General features: G+C 64.6%; 13 protein-coding genes and 1 tRNA gene. 6 read left to right on the top strand and 8 right to left on the bottom strand.

Going from position 1 to position 18,403, the window contains the following annotated elements; genetic code table 11:
* The first annotated feature begins 39 nt into the window (after positions 1-39).
* Positions 40-723, top strand: a complete 684-nt coding sequence (locus OUZ49_RS11930) for a TetR/AcrR family transcriptional regulator (protein WP_266150632.1) — start codon at positions 40-42, stop codon at positions 721-723.
* 56 nt (positions 724-779) lie between these two features.
* Here OUZ49_RS11930 and OUZ49_RS11925 read toward each other — a convergent pair whose 3' ends face one another.
* From OUZ49_RS11925 to OUZ49_RS11915, 3 genes are all read right to left on the bottom strand, one after another.
* A complete protein-coding gene (locus OUZ49_RS11925) occupies positions 780-2,819 on the bottom strand; it encodes an MGH1-like glycoside hydrolase domain-containing protein (protein ID WP_266150631.1) in 2,040 nt (679 codons plus the stop codon).
* A gap of 345 nt (positions 2,820-3,164) precedes the next feature.
* Positions 3,165-3,241: transfer RNA gene (locus OUZ49_RS11920), tRNA-Arg, on the bottom strand.
* A 246-nt stretch (positions 3,242-3,487) separates the two neighbouring features.
* Positions 3,488-5,386, bottom strand: a complete 1,899-nt coding sequence (locus tag OUZ49_RS11915; RefSeq protein WP_266150630.1) for a M61 family metallopeptidase — start codon at positions 5,384-5,386, stop codon at positions 3,488-3,490.
* Positions 5,387-5,645: 259 nt separating this feature from the next.
* On the opposite strand from OUZ49_RS11915, the gene OUZ49_RS11910 reads away from it, so the two are divergent.
* The gene (locus OUZ49_RS11910) at positions 5,646-6,230 is read left to right on the top strand and encodes an outer membrane protein (protein WP_266150629.1); all 585 of its coding nucleotides are present in this window, start codon (positions 5,646-5,648) and stop codon (positions 6,228-6,230) included.
* Between the two features lie 108 nt (positions 6,231-6,338).
* On the opposite strand, the gene OUZ49_RS11905 is transcribed toward OUZ49_RS11910, so the two are convergent.
* The 5 genes from OUZ49_RS11905 to OUZ49_RS11885 form a co-directional block, all read right to left on the bottom strand.
* Positions 6,339-7,775: an amino acid permease gene (locus OUZ49_RS11905; RefSeq protein ID WP_266150628.1), complete on the bottom strand. Its 1,437-nt coding sequence runs from the start codon at positions 7,773-7,775 to the stop codon at positions 6,339-6,341.
* Between the two features lie 85 nt (positions 7,776-7,860).
* Positions 7,861-9,129 (bottom strand): sterol desaturase family protein, encoded by a 1,269-nt coding sequence (locus OUZ49_RS11900; RefSeq protein WP_266150626.1) that lies wholly within the window; start codon positions 9,127-9,129, stop codon positions 7,861-7,863.
* The gene (locus OUZ49_RS11895) at positions 9,126-9,854 is read right to left on the bottom strand and encodes a lysoplasmalogenase (RefSeq protein ID WP_266150625.1); all 729 of its coding nucleotides are present in this window, start codon (positions 9,852-9,854) and stop codon (positions 9,126-9,128) included. Before OUZ49_RS11895 ends, OUZ49_RS11900 begins: the two co-directional genes overlap by 4 nt.
* A gap of 156 nt (positions 9,855-10,010) precedes the next feature.
* Entirely contained in the window at positions 10,011-11,339 is a 1,329-nt protein-coding gene (locus OUZ49_RS11890) for an alkaline phosphatase family protein (protein ID WP_266150624.1), read from the bottom strand.
* Positions 11,340-11,390: 51 nt separating this feature from the next.
* On the bottom strand, positions 11,391-12,458 hold the full coding sequence (locus OUZ49_RS11885) for a glycerophosphodiester phosphodiesterase (RefSeq protein WP_266150806.1): 1,068 nt from the start codon (positions 12,456-12,458) through the stop codon (positions 11,391-11,393).
* A 361-nt stretch (positions 12,459-12,819) separates the two neighbouring features.
* On the opposite strand from OUZ49_RS11885, the gene OUZ49_RS11880 reads away from it, so the two are divergent.
* The 4 genes from OUZ49_RS11880 (at position 12,820) to xylB (ending at position 18,386) form a co-directional block, all read left to right on the top strand.
* Entirely contained in the window at positions 12,820-14,073 is a 1,254-nt protein-coding gene (locus tag OUZ49_RS11880; protein ID WP_266150623.1) for an alpha/beta hydrolase family protein, read from the top strand.
* Positions 14,074-14,247: 174 nt separating this feature from the next.
* Positions 14,248-15,285 (top strand): hypothetical protein, encoded by a 1,038-nt coding sequence (locus OUZ49_RS11875; RefSeq protein ID WP_266150622.1) that lies wholly within the window; start codon positions 14,248-14,250, stop codon positions 15,283-15,285.
* 126 nt (positions 15,286-15,411) lie between these two features.
* Entirely contained in the window at positions 15,412-16,290 is an 879-nt protein-coding gene (locus OUZ49_RS11870) for a DoxX family membrane protein (protein WP_266150621.1), read from the top strand.
* A 599-nt stretch (positions 16,291-16,889) separates the two neighbouring features.
* On the top strand, positions 16,890-18,386 hold the full coding sequence (gene xylB / locus OUZ49_RS11865; RefSeq protein WP_266150620.1) for a xylulokinase: 1,497 nt from the start codon (positions 16,890-16,892) through the stop codon (positions 18,384-18,386).
* Positions 18,387-18,403: the final 17 nt, after the last annotated feature.

Here is an 18,403-nt window from a genome sequence, read left to right as displayed (position 1 = left end):
CTATAATTTGCGCAATCCCCTTTCAAAGACCCACACCCCGTGCCTTCGTCCCGCTCCGGGGCCGTCAAGCGCCCCAAGGTCAAACTAGCGCCGAAGCTGATGCCGGCGCAGGCGCGTTCGTCGGAAACCTACGAACACCTGCTGCACGTGGCGGCCCAGGTCCTCGCGGAGGTGGGCTTCGAGAAGCTCACCACCAACCTGGTGTGCGAGCGCGCCAAGCTGTCGCCGCCAGCGCTGTATCGCTACTTTCCGAACAAGTACGCCCTGCTCCACGAACTGGGTCGCCGCTTGATGGAACAGCAGAATGCGCTGATCGCAGAGTCACTGACGCCCGACGCCTTTCGCGGCACCACCGGGCAACTGAACGAGGCGCTGACGACGCTGCTGCTGGCAACCTTCCAGGTCACGCGCGAGACCACGGGCGGTATCTGGATCATGCGCGCGCTACGCGCCATACCCGTGTTGCAGGAAGTGCGCCTTGCCTCGGCACGGGAGGTGGTCGCACAGGTAACTGCACAACTGGCCGAAGCGTTTCCTGGCGCTGATCCGGAGCAGATGAAGCTGTTCAGCCGGGTGGCCGACAGCATGGCCTATGCTGCCCTGGAAATGCTGTTCGACGATCCGACGCTGGATCCGATGGCCGTCATGCAAGTGGTCGCCGCGAGCATGGCAAGCCAGGTCGAACGCCTGGCCTCGTCGCCGAAGAAGACGTCCAAACGCTGATCGGGTTTCGCGGGCCGTTGCCCACGGGCGGCGTGACCACCGAGTGCCGCGGTTCGTTACTCGATTTGACGATCGCCGTGCTCGCCACTCGCACTCCGGCGCAACAGCAACAGATAGCTGGCGGCGGCCCAGCTGAAATGGCGTGACTGGTAGCCCTGACCGGTCAGTGGATCGTAGTTTTCATAGAACGGCGCCTGTTCGGTCAGGCCTCTCGCATGGAGCACCAGCCGGTGGGTCATCTCGTTCGCCTGCTGCTCATAGCCATAACGCCGAAGCGCCTCGACCCCGAAATAAGCCTGATCCAGCCATACCGGCCCGCGCCAGTAGCCCTTGATCGGTGAGAATTTCGAATCGTCCTTTGCCAGGGTAGGAAACGGCAGGAAGGTGGCGAACTTGCCCGGGTCGAGCATCACCCGCACCACGGCCGCGGCCTGATCGGCATCGGCCACGCCCGCCCACAGCGGAGCCCAGCCTTCCGAACCATAGACACGCACGCGTTCATCGCGCCCAAGTTTGGCGTCAAAGAAGTAACCGTCCGCCGGGTCAAACATGCGCGTCTGGATGGCGCGTCGCATGGCCGCGGCTTCCTCCAGCCATTGCTTTTGCTCCTGGCCACGGCCGAGCTTCTCCGCGATCTGAGCGAGATCGCGCTTTTCCGCGTACAGATAAGCATTGAGATCGACCGACTCCTGGTCGATCGACCAGGCGTTCCTGCCGTTCTGCAGCATGTGGATGCCATCAAAGCGCACGGCATTGTCCATGCCACTTTCCCAGGCCGCCGCCTTGCGGGTGCCGTCGGTCGATCCATATTCGGCCAGGCCATTGTGATCATGGTCGCGCGCCTGGAACCACCAGCGGTGATAGCGCACCAGCTTGTCGTACATCTCGGCCAGAAACGCCGTGTCGCCGGTAGCGCGAAAGATTTCCAGCGTTGCCCACGCGGCCAGCGGTGGCTTGCTATCGCGCCAGTTGTTGCCGGCCTGGTCGAGAAAGACGCAGTCGGGAACCATGCCGTCGGTCGCCTGGTAGTCGAACATGGCGCGCATCTGGTTGCGTGCGAGCTCGGGTGCGAACTGCGCCAGCGCGGCGGCATGCTTCCAGGAGTCCCAGGCCCAGAACCCGTTGAAGTCGGGGTTGGCATAGGACGGTATGACCCCGTCATGGTGCAGATCGCCCCGCGCTGCTCGCCAGTTGCCCAACAGCGTCATCGCCGCCTTGACGGCGACACGCCGCGTCACGTCATCGGCAAGGTCGGGACGTTCGCTGGCTGCGATGGACTTGAGGTAATCCGCCCAGCGTGCGCGATCCTGCAACCAGGCCTTGGCGTCATCGACCGGCGGCGGTGTTTCCGCCTGCGCGTCATAGACCAAGGTTTGATCGACGAACACCACGACGGTCTGGTTCGGCTGCAGATGCATCGCCTGCGTAGAGTCGATGCGGTAATTAGCGCCGGCAAGCGTGACGCGATAGGCGGCTGCGTCATCAACATGGAGTCTTGTGGTCAGCCTGGAGCGGGAGCGGGGAAACGTCTGCACCACGCTATCGCCTTCCTGGGCGAGACCTGCTGCCAGCGACGGCATCACCTGCCCTGCGATACCCAGGTCGACGTCTTGCGCCGTCGATGAGGTGAGTTCGATACGCACCAGCGCATGCCAGGAATCGGCGAAGAAGAGCGCCTGCTTCACCGCCAAGGCCGGGGCTTGAAAGCTGCGCACCAGATAGCCGGGCGCTGCATGACTTTCCAGCGGCACCAGCGCGATGTCCCGATGCGTCGCCGCATCCTGCAGTTGCAGTTCGGCCATGCGCAGGCCGACCCACTGGCCGGCGCGCAAGCTGTGCACGAACGGTCCGGTAAAGCCCGTGGCCGGATCATCGACGGGAGGCAGGCTGTAACCGTGCCAGGAGCCGGCATCGAAAAAGATATTGAAGCTTCGATCCGAGGCTGTCCTTGGCGTGCCATGCAGATCGAGCAAGTCAAAGTAGCGCGCATCCGTGTCATGCGAATCTGCCGTCGCATCGGCGCATGCTCGACCGCTGCCGCCTGCCAATGCACCGAGGCTCAAGGCAAGGATCACGGATCTTACGGCTGGGTGCATGGGGTGGAGCTCCTCGGCATCGACGTGCGGCAGTGGCTTGATACGACAGGTAGCGCAAGGCGTGACCGCGTGTCGAGCGTGAGCAGCGTCCTCACGCCTCTCGTCAATATCTCCGGGTGCCTGCCATGGAGATTATGCAGATCGGTCCACCGTGCCAACCTCGCCATTGCGGAGGGGCCTCGGGACCGAAGCTGGCCCGTGCGACATCCTCGTCGCCAGGCATGCCGCAACAAAAAAGCTCCACCGGCTGTCCCGATGAAGCTTTGAGGTTCTGATGCGCAGCGCATTCCGCTGTCAGCGCGGACGCCGGTAGCCGGCGCGGGTGGCGTCTTGAGGCGTGGAAAGTGGCGCGCCCGGAGGGATTCGAACCCCCGACCAATGGCTTCGGAAGCCACTACTCTATCCGGCTGAGCTACGGGCGCATTAGCGTCGGCACGTGCAGGGGGCAGACCCACGCCGCACGGCGGACGCGCAGTATAGCGGAGTTGGGGGCTGCCTCGCACTTCTCCTTCTCCCCTTCGGGGAGAAGGCCGGGATGAGCCCCGAAGAGGGGGTAAGGGGCGGGTGCTCGCGAAAAGCTCGCTAGAAAGCCCGCTTCCATCCAGCCGCTCGCAAGATTGACCCCTCACCCTACCCTGTCCCCAAAGGGGAGAGGGAAAAGCGCTCAATCAACGTGCCTTGAGCAATTCGCTCAGGCGATCCGGCTTGCCGGCAATACGCTCCAGGTGCGGGTACTTCAGGCCGTCGTGGTAGTCGATGCGCAGGGTCTTGTACTCGTCGAAGTTCTTCACCAGCAGTTCGACCGGCTGGCTCTTGTCCTTCGCCGACGCGTCGACCGCGTCCTTGATGGCATCGTTGGAGAACTCCTTGCCGTTCACCGCAATCACCTTCATGCCCGGCGACAGGCCGGCCTTGAACGCGGGGCCGTCCCACAGCACGTCAAGAGTGTCGCCACCCTTGCCGAACGATACGCCCAGCGAATAGGTGAGGTTGGCACCGCCGACGCGCGCTTCCACCGCCTTCGCCGAGGCCGAGGGCTTGTCGTTGTAGACCAGCTTCCAGCCGTTCGCCTCGAAGCCACCGATCAGCGGGCCATGACCATCCAGGCGCTCGCGCAGGTAGCTGGTCCAGTCATACGGCGCGATGTCGTTGAGCGTCTTCACCACGTCTTCGAAGGTGTAGGTGTTGACGGTCCAGCTGCCGTTGTCCATGCCGAAGAACGCCTTGGCGAAATCGTCGATGGAACGCTTGTCGCCGGTGAGGTCGCGCAGTTTGCCGTCCACGTCCAGCCAGATCATCTGGCCGCCGGAATAGTAATCCTCGCTCATCTGGTAGTTGCGGTACGGCAGCGGGCGACGCATCGCGATGATCGGATCGTTAGTCGTGTCCTGGATAGTGCGCCACTGCTGCAGGCCCGGACGGCCCTTGTCGTAAGTGGCGGCAACCAGGGCAAGCATGTCGCGCGCCTCGTCTTCCTTCCACAGGCCCGAGCGCGCAGCCATCACATAGCCCCAGAACTGCGTCTGGCCTTCGTACACCCACAGCAGGCTGTCCTGCATCGGCACGTTGAAGCTCGGCGTGGCGAGATCGGCGCCGCGGCGGTACTTGCCGTCCCAGGAGTGGTTGAACTCGTGCGAGAGCAGGTCGCGCATCACCGCACTCTTGTCCCACTCGGTGAAGTAGCCGGTGCCGACGCCATTCTCGCTGGAGCGGTGATGCTCCAGCCCATTGCCCGACATCTTGTCGCTGAGCGAGAACAGGAAGTCGTAGTGATCGTAGTGGTGCGCGCCGTACAGCTTGTACATCTGCTGCACCAGGTTCTGATGCACCTTCAGCTGCTCGGGCTTGATCTCAAGGAATTTCGCATCATCGGCGACGATGTTGAGGAACACCGGCGTCTTCGCACCCGGGTCCAGGTCCACGCGCTTGAAGTACTTGCCCGCGTAGATCGGCGAATCGACCAGGTTGGCATAGTCGATCGGCTTGAAATGCACGGTATCGCCATCGCGCGAAGCCAGCTCCAGTGCGCTGCCGTACTGCCAGCCGGCGGGGAACTTCACGCTGGTCTCGGCCTTGATGCGGTTGGCGTAGTAGCCCGCCGGATACAGCGACACCGCGTTCCACTGCAGGTTGAGCATTTCCGGCGTCATCACCACGCGGCCTTGGCGCGTGTCCTGCGGCGAAAGGAACTGGAACTCGACGTCCACGCTGCTCGCACCTTCCGGCACGTCGACATGGAACGCATACACATTGAGCGGATCGCGCTTCCACGGCAGCGTCTTGCCGTTCGCCGTCACCACCAGGCCCGCGAGCTTGTCGATCGGACCCGTCGGCGAATGATTGCCCGGCAGCCACTGCGGATACAGCAGGGTCAGCGGACCCGGCTGCGCCGGCACCGTTTCGTGCACGCGGAATGCGCGATGCGCGATGTCGGTGGCATCGACGTTGATCTTGAGCGTGCCATTGAACGGAACGTCCTGCGGTGCAGCCACATCGGCGAGAGCGGCAAAGCTGCCCAGGCCAAGGGCTGAAGCAAGGATGGCGGAAGCGAGACGCGAGGCTTTCAAAGTTTTCTCCTGACGAAATCCGTGCCCCGCCGCTGCAGCCACGCGGAACATAAACAGGCGATGCTAGTGGGCGATGGCGCATGGCAACCCCTGCCAGAGGTCATGGCGATGCCTGAACCTCGCCCGTCCCGCGAAGCTTTGGAAACGCTACCTACGCGTTAAAAACCCGTATGCTTTTGCGACCGCGATCCCCACGCGGACTGCCACGACACTCCCCCTTAGACGTCGTGGCGGCATCACAAAAAGAATGGAGCATTCCATGCACAAGCCTCTTCTTGCGGCCGTCTTGGCCGTCGCCGCTGTGTCGCCGTTCGCCGCCAAGGCCGACGAAAACAACCAGCTCGACAACTTCTTCGTGGCCGGCAACCTGGGCCAGAGCAACTACCGCATCGGCGGTATTTCCGATAAGTCCGACGTGTTCCAGAACGTGCGCTTCGGCTGGCGCTGGAACGGTCTCGTCGGTGCCGAAATCGGCTACGCCTACCTCGGCCAGGCCAAGAACACGGTTGACTACGCGACCGCCTACGCCAAGCCGCGCGTGGGCCAGCTCGGCGTCACCGCCAAGTACAACTTCTACAACAACTGGTACGTCACCGGTCATGGCGGCTACCTGCGTTCGCGCACTACCGCTGGCGTCACCGTGGGCGACGTATCCGCTTCGCAGCGCAGCTGGAACAACGGCTGGTACGCGGGTGCAGGCGTGGGCTACGACGTGACCAAGAACGTCAGCCTCGCCCTGAACTACGACAACTACCACGTCAAGTACGGCCGCGCCGGCGCCAGCCAGTCGCAGGTCAACACCAATGTGGCAGCCTACTCGGCGTCGGTCGAATACCGCTTCTGAGTTTTGCGCACACTGCAGCAAAAAAAACGGCCGCATCAGCGGCCGTTTTTTTATGCGCGGAAGGCTCGCCGCACCCCGCATTTCCCGGGATGCGCTCCTACAACATCGTTACGAGGTCTTTTCCAGCTTGCTGTGGTGCATGCCGTAAGTGAAATAGACCACCAGGCCCAGGCTCACCCAGATCAGGAAGACCTTCCAGGTGATCGCCGGCAGCTCCGCCAGCAGCCAGATCGAGAACGCGATACCGATCAGCGGAATCAGCGGCACCAGCGGCGTGCGGAAGTTGCGGTGCAGGTCCGGCTTGCGGATGCGCAGCAGGATCACCGAGGAACAGATCACGATAAAGGCCGACAGCACGCCGATGTTCACCAGCTTGGCCACTTCCTCGATCGGCAACAGGCCTGCCACCAGCGCGGTGAACACGCCCAACACGATGGTGGGCCGGTGCGGCGTGCCGTAGCGCGGATGCACCTTGGCGAACCAGCCCGGCAGCAGGCCATCGCGGGCGAGCGCAAACCAGATGCGCGTGGCGCCCAGCATGAAGGCGAACAGCACGCTGATCAGGCCAAACACCGCCGACACCGAAACCGTCAAGGCCACCCAGTGCAGGCCCAGGCCCTTGAACGCATCGGCCACCGGAGCGTCGGTCTTCAGCGTGGTGTAGTGGGCGATGCCAGTAAGCACCATCGATACCGCCAGGTACATCGTCATCGAGATGCCCAGCGACAGCAGCACCGCACGCGGCAGATCGCGCTGGGGATTCTTCGACTCCTCGGCCGCCGTGGTGAGCGTGTCGTAGCCGAAGACCGCGAAGAACACCACGGCAGCCGCCGAAGCGACGCCCTGGAAACCGAAATGACCCACGCCATCGGGACCCATCACGCGCTCGGGAATGAAGGGCACCCAATTGGCCGGATTGACGTAGAACGCACCGACGCCGATCACCAGCGCCACGGCGGCCACCTTGATCGCCACCACCAGCGTATTGAAGCGCGCACCCCATTCGGTGCGGAAAATCAGCAGCGCCGACACACCCAGGGTCACCACGGCGGCGACGACGTTGAACACGTGCCCTTCGCCGGTGCCGATGGCGCCTTGCGCCCATACCGGCAGGTGGCAACCCATACTGGCCAGTGCCGATTGCACATAGCCGGACCAACCGATCGCCACCACCGCCACGATCAGCGCATATTCGAGCAGCAGATCCCAGCCGATCAGCCAGGCGGCCAGCTCGCCGAGCACGGCATAACCGTAGGTGTAGGCGCTGCCGGTGACGGGAATCATGCCGGCGAACTCGGCGTAGCAGAGTGCCGCCGCCGCGCTGGCGATGCCCGCGATGAGAAAGGACAAGGCCACCGCCGGACCCGCGTTGATCGCCGCCTGCTGGCCCGCCAGCACGAACACACCCACGCCAATGATGCCGCCGATGCCGATCGCGGTGAGTTGCCAAAGACCCAGCACGCGGCGGAAATCACCGCGCTTGCCCGCCTCCGCCTGCAACAGCTCCACAGGCTTGTGGCGTATCAACTTGCTCAAGAAACTCATCTAGTCATCCCCGGGAAGCGAGCCGCGATCATAGCGAATGCCCCTGCCGCTGCCATGCTGCAGCTGCGCGAGGCCCCGCCGAAGCTCACCCGGGGATAGTCTTGCCGCTGCCTGCCTGCCCGTGCGTACCCAGGCTCAGCCAACCCAGGACGAGCGCACTGAGTACAGGAATGGCCACCAGCGCACCGACGATGCGCATGTCCAGATGGGCGACGCCAAACCAGCCGCCGGTGAACAGCGGGATGGCCGCGGTGGCGAGCAGTCGCGCCAGTTCCAGCCCCACGCCGCCGCGATGCCCTTCGGTCAGCGCCCCCAGCGCATACAGGCTCAGCAGGAGGAAGATGGCGTAGCCGATCAGCGACAAAGCCGGCAAGTGCTTGGCCAGGTCAAGGAACTGCACGCCCATCCCCAGCAGCAAGGCGAACTGCACCAGGCTGTAGATGACCAGGCCGCGCGATAGCTGGGGCGCATAGCGCTCGCGCTGGATGTCGAACGCCGGCTTGGGGAATCGCTCGGCCACATCGGCCGGTCGCCAGCCCGGTGGCTTCAGCCAGATCAACAGCTTGTCGCGCCAGCGACGCGCATGCCAGGCGTCCTTCAAGGTGGCCCAATACACCTCGGCGTTCGCCCACAGGGGGTTCCAGCTGCGCAGCGGCGAGCGCGTGCCATAGATCGGCGGATCGGTGTCGTCTTCCTCGACAAAGCTGCCGAACAGGCGATCCCAGATGATGAGGATGCCGCCGTAGTTGCGATCGAGGTAGCGATCGTTCACCGCATGATGCGCGCGATGGTTGGATGGCGAACAGAACACGCGATCGAACCAGCCCAGCCGCCCGACCAGTTCGGTGTGTACCCAGAACTGGTACAGCAGGTCGATCAGCGCGACCACCACGAACACTTCCAGCGGATAGCCGATGACCGCCATTGGCAGGTAGAACAGCCAGCCCAGCAACACGCCGCTGCCGGTCTGGCGCAGCGCGGTGCTCAGGTTGTAGTCCTCGCTCTGGTGATGCACCACGTGTGCGGCCCAGAGGATGTTCACTTCATGGCCGCAGCGATGCAGCCAGTAGTAGCAAAAGTCGTACAGCAGCAAGGCGCTGATCCAGACCCAGATGCTGTTCGCCGGCAGCGCGAACACCGCGAAGTGCTGCACGCACCAAGCATAGATACCCAGCGTCAGCAGCTTGCTGAAGACCGCCGCGATCTGCGAAATCACGCCCAGGCCGAGGCTGTTGATGGCGTCGCTGCTGTGATAGACCACGCGCCCACGCAGCTTCGCCACCAGCAGTTCCAGCGCGATCAGCGCAAAGAACACCGGGGTGGCCCAGGTAATGATGATTTCCTGCGTATTCACGCGTGCCTACCCGCCCCGCTCACCCGTTGTATCGATCGCGCCAGACACCACAGCGCCGCATAGTACGTGGCCAGTATCCACAAGGCCGCCCATGGGATGGCCAGGCGGAACCGGTTCCAGGCAATCAGTGTATCGCTGAGCATGAACAGCAGCGCGCCTGCCGCCGCCCAACGGGCCGGGACGGCCAGCGCGTCCCCGGCGTGCCACCAGGCGCGAGACGCCGCCTGGCCGGCCATGCAAGCCAGCACCACCACATAAACCACCACCGGGGCATACAGCGCCGGCGGCAGCGACGGCCACAGCAGCCACAGGTTGAGCGCCGCATACGCCAGGCAGACCAGCAGGGCCCATGGCCGCGCTGCAAAGCGCGCATCGTCCAGCACGGCCCGGATAAAGCAGACGTGCGCGAACAGGAAGGCCACCAGGCCAGGGACGAAGGCGTCCTGCGGCAGCATCAGGAAAATATCGCCAACCAGCGAGAACAACATGCCGATGACGATCCAGCGCCGGTAGCGCTCCGACAGCGGCGGCGCCATTCGCCATGCGGTCCACGCGATCAGCACGGTGGTCAACGGCTTGCAGATCCAGTGCAGCCATTGCCAGCCGTCGGCAGCAAGCGGACCGGCCAGCACGGCACCGAGGATGGCCCCGAACGCCAGCAACCCCACCGGCAGACCCGGCCGGCGGAATGAAGTCGCCTTGTCGGCGATGGACGGATAGGACATGCACGGCCCCTGTGCCCGGGTAGAGCCGCGATCTTAGAGCCTGTTGAAGATTTCCGTGACCGGCACGAGTTCGCTCGCCTTCCCATGCCTCATCCCGGCGTTCGCGGGGATGAGGAACGAGCATGCCGTAGCCGCTGCAGAGGCCTTGGACACGCTTCAGGGCAGCAGCGACTTGCCTTCCGCCTGCGGCAGTTTCACACCAAGCACGTGGGCAATCGTCGGGGCCACGTCGCGCATGTCGATCTCGCCCAGGTTCTTGCCCGCCTTGATCCCCTTGCCTTCGATCAGGAAGGTGGCGCGCATCTGCGGAAGCGCCGGATCGTAGCCGTGCTCGCCGCGATAAGGGCTTGGCGACAGCATCGGCGCATCGAGCTTCGAGCCCATCTCGTAGCCTGGCTTGAACAGCACGAACCATTCGGCTTGCGGGGTGCCGCCTTGCCTGAGCACGTCCGCCTTGTCGATCACGTGGTCGATGCCGTAGGCCGGATCGCGCCCCAACTGAGCGAGCAAGGCGGCCACTTTCCCGTGCACCGTGGCATTGGCTGGATCACGCAGCACAATCGCGGCACTGCCGCCATCGTTCCACGGCATCGCCTGCCAGTCGGCCACCACGCCTTCCTTCAACGTGACCAGCCCGGCCTGGACAAAGGGCGCGTAGAGATTCACATCGCTCTGTACGGGCGAAAAGCCGTGATCGGATACCACCGCGATCACACCATCAGGATGCACGCGTCGTGATGCCTGCATCAGATTGCCCACCAGCACGTCGATCTGTTCCAGCACGGCGCGCGATGGTGGCGTATCTGGCCCGCTCTCGTGTTGCTGGTGGTCGAGCGCGGTGAGATAGACCGTCATGAAATCAGGCTTGCGCGCTTCCAGCAGCGCGACGGCGAAGCGCGCACGCGTCTGGTCGGCGGCCAGGTTCTCGTCAATGCCATTGGCATAGGGGCCGAGCCGCGCCTCCAGAGCTGGCAACAGGCCCGGGGTAGCCAGCGCAGCCAGCAGCTTGCGGTCATCGGCTGTACCGGTGCGCCATATTTGCGGCAGGTTCCAGTCCACCTGCGCGCCCACGCTCACCGGCCAGTGCACGTTGGCCGTGCTCAAGCCCGCGTCGTGAGCGGCATCCCACAAGGTGGGCACCTTGATATCGCTGGCGTACCAGTCCCATCCCCGCTGGTTCTTGCTGTACGGATCAAACGTGAGGTTGCCACCAATGCCATGCTTGCCCGGTGATACGCCCGTCATCAGGGTGGCGTGGCTGGGGTAGGTGGTCGTGGGCAGCACGCCGCGCACGCTTTGCGCATAGGCGCCCTGCGTGATGAAGCTCTGCAGGTTCGGGATCTTCAGGCCGCGATGTTGCGCGTCCAGTACGTCGACCGGTCGCAGGCCGTCAATGGAAATGAGCACGACCGGGGCCGCCGCCACGGGCACGGCCAGACCGAGTGCCAATAGGGTGCCGGCAATACGACGCATGGCGCTACGCATAAGAGGATCCCAGCAGGAGAGATGGTGTCGTGACCCGTCGCGGCAGCCATCTTATAGCGCCTGGCGGCCGTCGATGGCGCGGCGGCCCAGAGCCGGATCATCAGTGAAGAAGGCATCGATCCCTGCATCGAGGTAAGCGCGTATCTCGGCCACGGAGCCGGCCTCGTTGAAAGTGTTCGGGTCATTGCCCTGCCAGAAGTTCCTGGCCTGGTAGTGGTTTTCCGGGCGGAACGTATACGCGTGCACTTCCAGCTTCGCGGCATGCGCATCGCGCACCAGCGGGGTTGGCGCGCCCAGCGTGCCATCGGCAGCGAGCGGGATGATGGCGCGGATGTTCGGGCCAATCGCATCGGCATAGCTGGCGATCTCGTGCAGGCCTGCCGGCGTGATCATGTCGCCATAGCTCAGCTTGCCGCCCGCGGCGGCGACATCGTAGGGATGCGCAGTCGCTTCATCGATCAGCTGCAGCAGGCGGATATTCGGATGGGTCTTGCCCAGCTTATGGCGCAGATAGCGCAGGTTGGCGACCTCGAACGACTGGATCTCCACCGGCGCGGTGCGCGTGTAAGCGTGCGCGGCAAGCGTCGCCAGCACGCGATCTTCCATGGGCAGGCCGATCTGCTGGAAATACGTGCCGTGCTTGATTTCAGGAATGATGCCGATCATGCGCCCGCTGGTGGCCGCTTCGCTGGCGACGAAATCGATGATTTCGTCCAGGGTGGGAATCTGGAACTGGCCGTCATAAGCCGTGCTGCGAAACGCTGGCAGGCGTTCGCGTGCACGTAGCATCTTCAGCTCGTCCAGCATGAAGTCTTCGGTGAACCAGCCGGTGATTGCATGGCCATCGATGGTCCTGGTGGTTTTGCGCGCGGCGAACTCGGGATGCTGCGCAACGTCGGTGGTGCCGCTGATTTCGTTCTCGTGGCGAGCGACCAGCACGCCGTCGCGTGTCATCACCAGGTCCGGCTCGATGAAATCGGCCCCATCGGCAATCGCCTTGGCATAGGAAGCCAGCGTGTGTTCCGGCCGCAAGGCACTCGCGCCTCGATGCCCGATCACCAGCACGCGCGTGGCAATCGGCGCTTCCTTCGTCTGCCCATCAGGGGCCATGACCAACATGCCTGCAGCGAATACCAACAAACAGCTTAGACGAAGCATGGCCAAACCTTTGTGATTGGTTTCATGACGCCGAGGCGGCGCGACCCATCTGACGATCCTGCATCAGCGGCACGCCGATTCATGGATGCCACGCGGCGACCGCACACCTGATGAATCTCCCTCCACCATCGCCTTTGCGCCAGCATGGCGCAAACCATGACTTGTGGCCGTGCATGACTTGCGGCCAATGGCCCCGTCGCATGCCGGTGCTACGGTCATCATCACCCACGCCACGCAGCGGACGCGCATGCTATCCCTACTGTTAGCCACCCTGCTCAGCAGCGCCCAGCCCAGTATCGACTGTCACGTTGGGGCCTATCGAATGGCCGACGGGAGCTCGCTGGACATTGCGCCCGGCGATGACGGCGCCCTGCGCTGGCGCCGCATCGACGGCACCACGGGCAAGCTGACCCATGGCCAAAACGATGTGTGGACCAGCACCGCCGGCTGGACGCCCCGCCCCGATGGCAAGGACGTGAGCTTCACCGACTGCGCCAAGGGTGGCATCACGTTCGGCGGCATGGCCGGCCAGCGCATCCACTTCGACGTGCAGGAGGTGGAGTTCAAGGGCGAAGGCGGCACCCGGCTGGTCGGTCGCTTGATCCTTCCCGAAGGCAAGGCCAAGGTGCCGATCGTGGTGCTGATCCACGGCTCCGAGCACGACTCCGCGCGCATCGATGACCACATGCAGCGCCAGCTGCCGGCGGAGGGCGTCGGTGCCTTTGTCTACGACAAGCGCGGCACTGGCGGTTCGGACGGCACCTATACGCAGGATTACAGCGTGCTCGCCAACGATGCGGTGGCGGCCGTCAAGGAAGCACGCGCGCTGGCCGGTGCGCGTGCCGGACGCGTCGGCTTCCGCGGCGGCAGCCAGGGCGGCTGGGTGGCACCACTGGCCGCCACGCGTACCAGGGTCGACTTCGTGATGGTCGGTTATGGACTCGCCATTTCGCCGCTGGAAGAGGACCGCGAGGCGGTGGCCTTCCAGCTTCGCCTCAAGGGCTATGACCAGGCCACCATCGACAAGGCATGGGAAATCTCCGATGCGATCGGGCTGATCCTGTCCAGCCAGCTGACCCAGGGCTACGAGCAGCTCGATGCAGCGCGCAACAAGTACCGCAACGAGCCCTGGTACAAGGATGTGCGCGGCGACTTCAGCTATCTGGTGCTGCCGTATAGCGCCGACGAGGTTCGCGAGAAGGGCAAGGCCTTCATGTTCCATACGCCCTGGCATTACGACTCGATGGCGGTGCTTCGCAAGCTCACGACCCCGCAACTGTGGATGCTGGGCGAGGACGATATCGACGCGCCGAGCGGGGAGACCTTGCGCCGCCTGAAGTCGCTGCAGGCCCAGGGCCTGCCCATCACCACCGCTTTGTTCCCGCATGCCGAGCACGGCATGACCGAATTCCAACTGCAGGCGGATGGCTCGCGCCTTTCCACTCGCTACTCGGAAGGCTATATGCGCATGACCATCGACTACGCGCTGGGCCAGTGGCATGCACCGTACGGCGCCAGCCAGGTGAGCTATCCCAGGCCTGCGCCGGGACCCGCAAAAACAGCGCAAACACCTTGATGGCGATCTTGGCGTCCAAGTCGCGACCTCGGGGGAACGGCCTGCGGCAACGTAGCTCCCGCGGGTGACTCCCTGCGCCGTGGCGCGGCGGCGGGCGGGGGCTCGGCAGGCTTGATGGATTTGCTGGACCCGCGGGGCGATCACTGACCCGGCAGCCGATGCTAGCCTGCACGGATGATCTGGCGTCACCTGCTTGCCCTGGGCACGCTGCTGCCGTTGACGGTGGCCGCAGGGGACGCTGCCGCCGCAAAGACGGGCCTGCTTGGCGATGTGACGTTTACCGAGTACTCGACCTATGCGAGCAGCGCGGAACTGGCGCGCCGTCTGGTAAGCCCTTTGAATGTGCTGCGCCTGCAGCACCAGGCCGCTGCAACGCATGTGGGCATCAGCGAGCAGCCGATCGATCTGGCGCGGGAACACTTTGCCCTGTATGTACCCGCCCGCGAACCAGCCGCGGGTTACGCCTTGCTGGTGTTCGTGCCGCCCTGGCCGCAGGCCGAAATCCCGCCGCGCTGGATACCGGCGCTGGAGCGCCTGGGCGTGATCCTGGTCAGCGCGGCCAACGCCGGCAACGATGCGAATGTGCTCGACCGACGCGATCCGCTCGCACTGCTGGCCGCACACAATGTCATGTCGCGCTACCACGTCGACCCAGCCCGGGTTTTCATCGGCGGCTTTTCCGGCGGCTCCCGCGTAGCCCTGCGCCTGGCCCTCGGTTATCCCGACCTGTTCCGCGGCGCCCTGCTCGATGCCGGCAGCGATGTCATCGGCGAACAGATCCCCAGTCCGCCGCGTGACCTGCTCTACCGGTTCCAGGAATCGACGCGCCTGGTCTACCTCACCGGTGAGCGCGATGTCTTCCACGAGGATGCCGACCAGCGAAGCCGGCAATCGCTGCGGACCTGGTGCGTGTTCGATGTCGACAACCAGACCATGCCCTGGACCGGGCACGAACTGGCCGATGGCTCGTCGCTGGAACGAGCGCTGAAGTCGCTCGCCGTGCATCGGAGCGCGGAACCGGGCAAACTCGCCAGCTGCCGTGCCAGCATGGACAGCCTGCTCAGCCAGCAGCTCGACCAGGCCCAAGGCCTGATCGCCAGCGGCGCAAGCGGGCCGGCAAGGCAATTGCTCGACCAGATCGACACGCATTACGGGGGACTTGCCGCACCACGCAGCGTCGAATTGGCGCAGCGCCTATCGGGCGTTCCTTGATCCACCAGTCGTTGCAAGCCTGCTCAGGTTCGTGGCAACGGGGCTCGACCGCCGAATGGCGAGTCAGGTCCGGGCAGGGCCAGTACCGATGTCCGCGAGTGACTCACACGGTGAAGGAGGCGGGGTATGGGAAGATCAGCTCGACCGGACCACACGCGATTTGGCTCGCCGGTGCTCAGCACTGACGACCGCCATACGGCCTCCGCCGCAAGCCCCAGCCCGGCACGCGTATTCTTTGCACTGACCATGATCGGTCTGGGTATCGTCGGGCTGATCTATGGCGACTTCGCCATGGTCTGGCAGCGCATCCCGATCGACCATTTGCCGGGCCGGCAGCTGATCGCCTATGCCTGCGCAGCGATTGAGCTGATCCTGGGGCTGGGCCTGCTGTTTCGCGGCACGAGCAGATTCGCTGCCGCTGCATTGGCCGTCTATCTGCTGCTGTGGCTGCTGCTGAAGGTGCCAGCCGTCGTGGTCATGCCGCAGCTCGAAGCGACCTGGCTGGGCTTTGGCGAGATCGCGGTGATCTTCGCTGGCGGCTGGACGCTCCACGCCTCGCTCGCCGATGGCGGCAGGAAGCAGGGCTTCCTCTCGGGCAGGACGGCTATCCGCTGTGCGCGCGTGCTGTTTGCCCTTTCGCTGCCGATGATCGGACTCTCCCATTTCTTCTATAGCGAACAGACCGTCGCCTTCGTGCCCGCGTGGCTGCCGTTTCGCCTGGCCTGGGTCTACCTGACCGGCGCAGCCAGCATCGCCGCCAGCCTTGCCATCCTGTTTGGCGTCGTTCCGCGCCTGGCCGCCACACTGGAAGCGGCCATGCTGAGCATCATCACCCTGCTCGTCTGGGGGCCTGGGGTGATCGCCACACCGACGGACCGAACCCAGTGGACGGCACTGATCATCTCGTTCGCGATTGCCGGAGGCGCGTGGCTGGTCGCTGGCGCCTATCGCGCAACGGCGCGATCCGGGTTCGGCGCTTACATCGCGAATCCGTCCGCCGGCTAGGACGGGCACCCGGCCAGTCACCGCAAGGCGGACCAGCAGGCCCGGCGCTTCACTGGGCGGGCCCGGCCACCCCGAAAGCGGACACCTGGGCGGCCATGCCGGGTGATGCATCCCAGAATCCACCCTGTGGGTTCACCGGCATGGCATTGGCCTGTGAGCGTCACGCCGCCATGAGAGCCCAGCTTCTGACGCACCACAGCATTTTCTCGCGCACATCCAAGCGGCAGGAAATGATGCTCAGGCCCGGCAGGCTCGCCCTCGCCCTTCATGCGCGCTCCATCGCGAGCACGCGACTTGAATTGGCCTAGCGACGCGGCTTGCGAAATCCATCCTCGGGATGGGCATGCCTGCTTGGGGCGACGCTACGCAGCAGCCGGGTCTTCCCGCGTGGGCATCGACCTTCCTCCCAACGCCGCCATTTCGAACAACTGCCCGACGTAATTTTTGCAATGCGGCATGGCTTTTGACGTGCGCACTCGTGGCGTCGCTCGCGCCTGGTTTTTCTCCCCGTGCAAATGACATGCGAGCCGTTCTTGCCAGCCTCATGCTTCTCCGTTAGCTTAAGTGGTAGCGCTAACATTTACCGTCGTGGAATGCAGATGAGCCTTGTTGTTGGACTTGATGTCGGCACCCAAAGCGTCAAGCTTGTTGCTTACGATCCTTCCCTGCGTCGCGTCGTCGCCACGCATGGTCACGCGCTGGAATTGATCGCTGGCGACGACGGCAGCCGCGAGCAACATGCCGAGTGGTGGATCGACGCGATCCGCGCCTGCTTCGCGAAACTCGATCCGAGCCTGCGCGCACGCGTGATCGCCGTTGGCGTTTCGGGACAGCAACATGGTTTCGTGCCGGTCGACGCGGCCGGCAAGGTCCTGGCACCGGCCAAGTTGTGGTGCGATACCAGCACGCAGCTTGAGTGCGACGAGATCACCGCGAACGCCGGCGGCGTACAGCACTGCCTGGAGCTGGCGGGCAATCCCATCCTTGCCGGCTATACCGCATCGAAGCTGCCGTGGACGCGCAAGCACCGGCCGGGCGTCTATCAGCAGTTGGCGACGATCCTGCTGCCGCATGACTACGTGAACTTCTGGCTCACCGGCGAACGCTGGATGGAATGCGGCGACGCATCGGGTACCGGCTGGCTGGATGTGCGCACGCGTCAATGGTCCGCGTCGATGCTGGCCGCGACGGATCCGCAGCGCGACCTCGCGGCGTGCCTGCCGCCGCTGGTCGAGGCGGACGCGAGCTTTGCCATCGCGCCGGCCATCGCCGACGAACTCGGCCTGCCGGGCAACGTGCGCGTCTCTGCCGGTGGCGGCGACAACATGATGGCGGCGATCGGCACCGGCAACGTGGTGCCTGGCGTGCTGAGCATGAGCCTGGGCACGTCCGGCACGCTGTTCGCCTACGCCGACCAGCCGGTGGTGAGCAATGACGCCAGCTGGGCGGCGTTCTGCTCGTCGACCGGCGGTTGGCTGCCGCTGATCTGCACCATGAATTGCACGGTCGCCACCGAGAGCGTGGCGCGTGCGTTTGGTTTCAGCAGCCGTGATGGCGATTCGGTGATGGCCGATACCGCGCCTGGCGCCGCCGGCCTGGTCATGCTGCCGTTCTTCAACGGCGAGCGCACGCCGGACATGCCAAACGCACGCGCCAGCCTGCTCGGCGTCGACATGGCCAACCTCACGCGCGGCAATGCCTATCGTGCCGCGATGGAAGGCGCCACCTATGCGTTGCGCAACGGCTACGACGCCTGGCTGAAGGCCGGCCTGCGCTTCGACGCCATTCGCCTCACGGGCGGCGGCAGCCATAGCGCCGCGTGGCGGCAGATGGTGGCCGACGTATTCGAGCTTCCGGTGGACGTGCCGACCCAGGCCGAAGGCGCCGCCTTTGGCGCGGCCTTGCAGGCGCTATGGGCGCATGACCACGCGAATGGCGGAAGCACGGCGCTTGCCGACCTGGCGCGCGAGCATGTGCTCATCGAACCGGCGCTTTCCACGCGCCCGGACGCCAAGGCGGCCACCGCCTACCGAAATTCCTATCGCCAGTTCCTGCGCCACCTGGACGCAGCCGTCTCCTTCTACGCGAATCGTTAATCCACGCACACCGTTTG

This window comes from Dyella halodurans, assembly GCF_026283925.1.
GTDB lineage: Bacteria > Pseudomonadota > Gammaproteobacteria > Xanthomonadales > Rhodanobacteraceae > Dyella > Dyella halodurans.
This window is presented reverse-complemented; position numbering and strand designations above follow the sequence as displayed.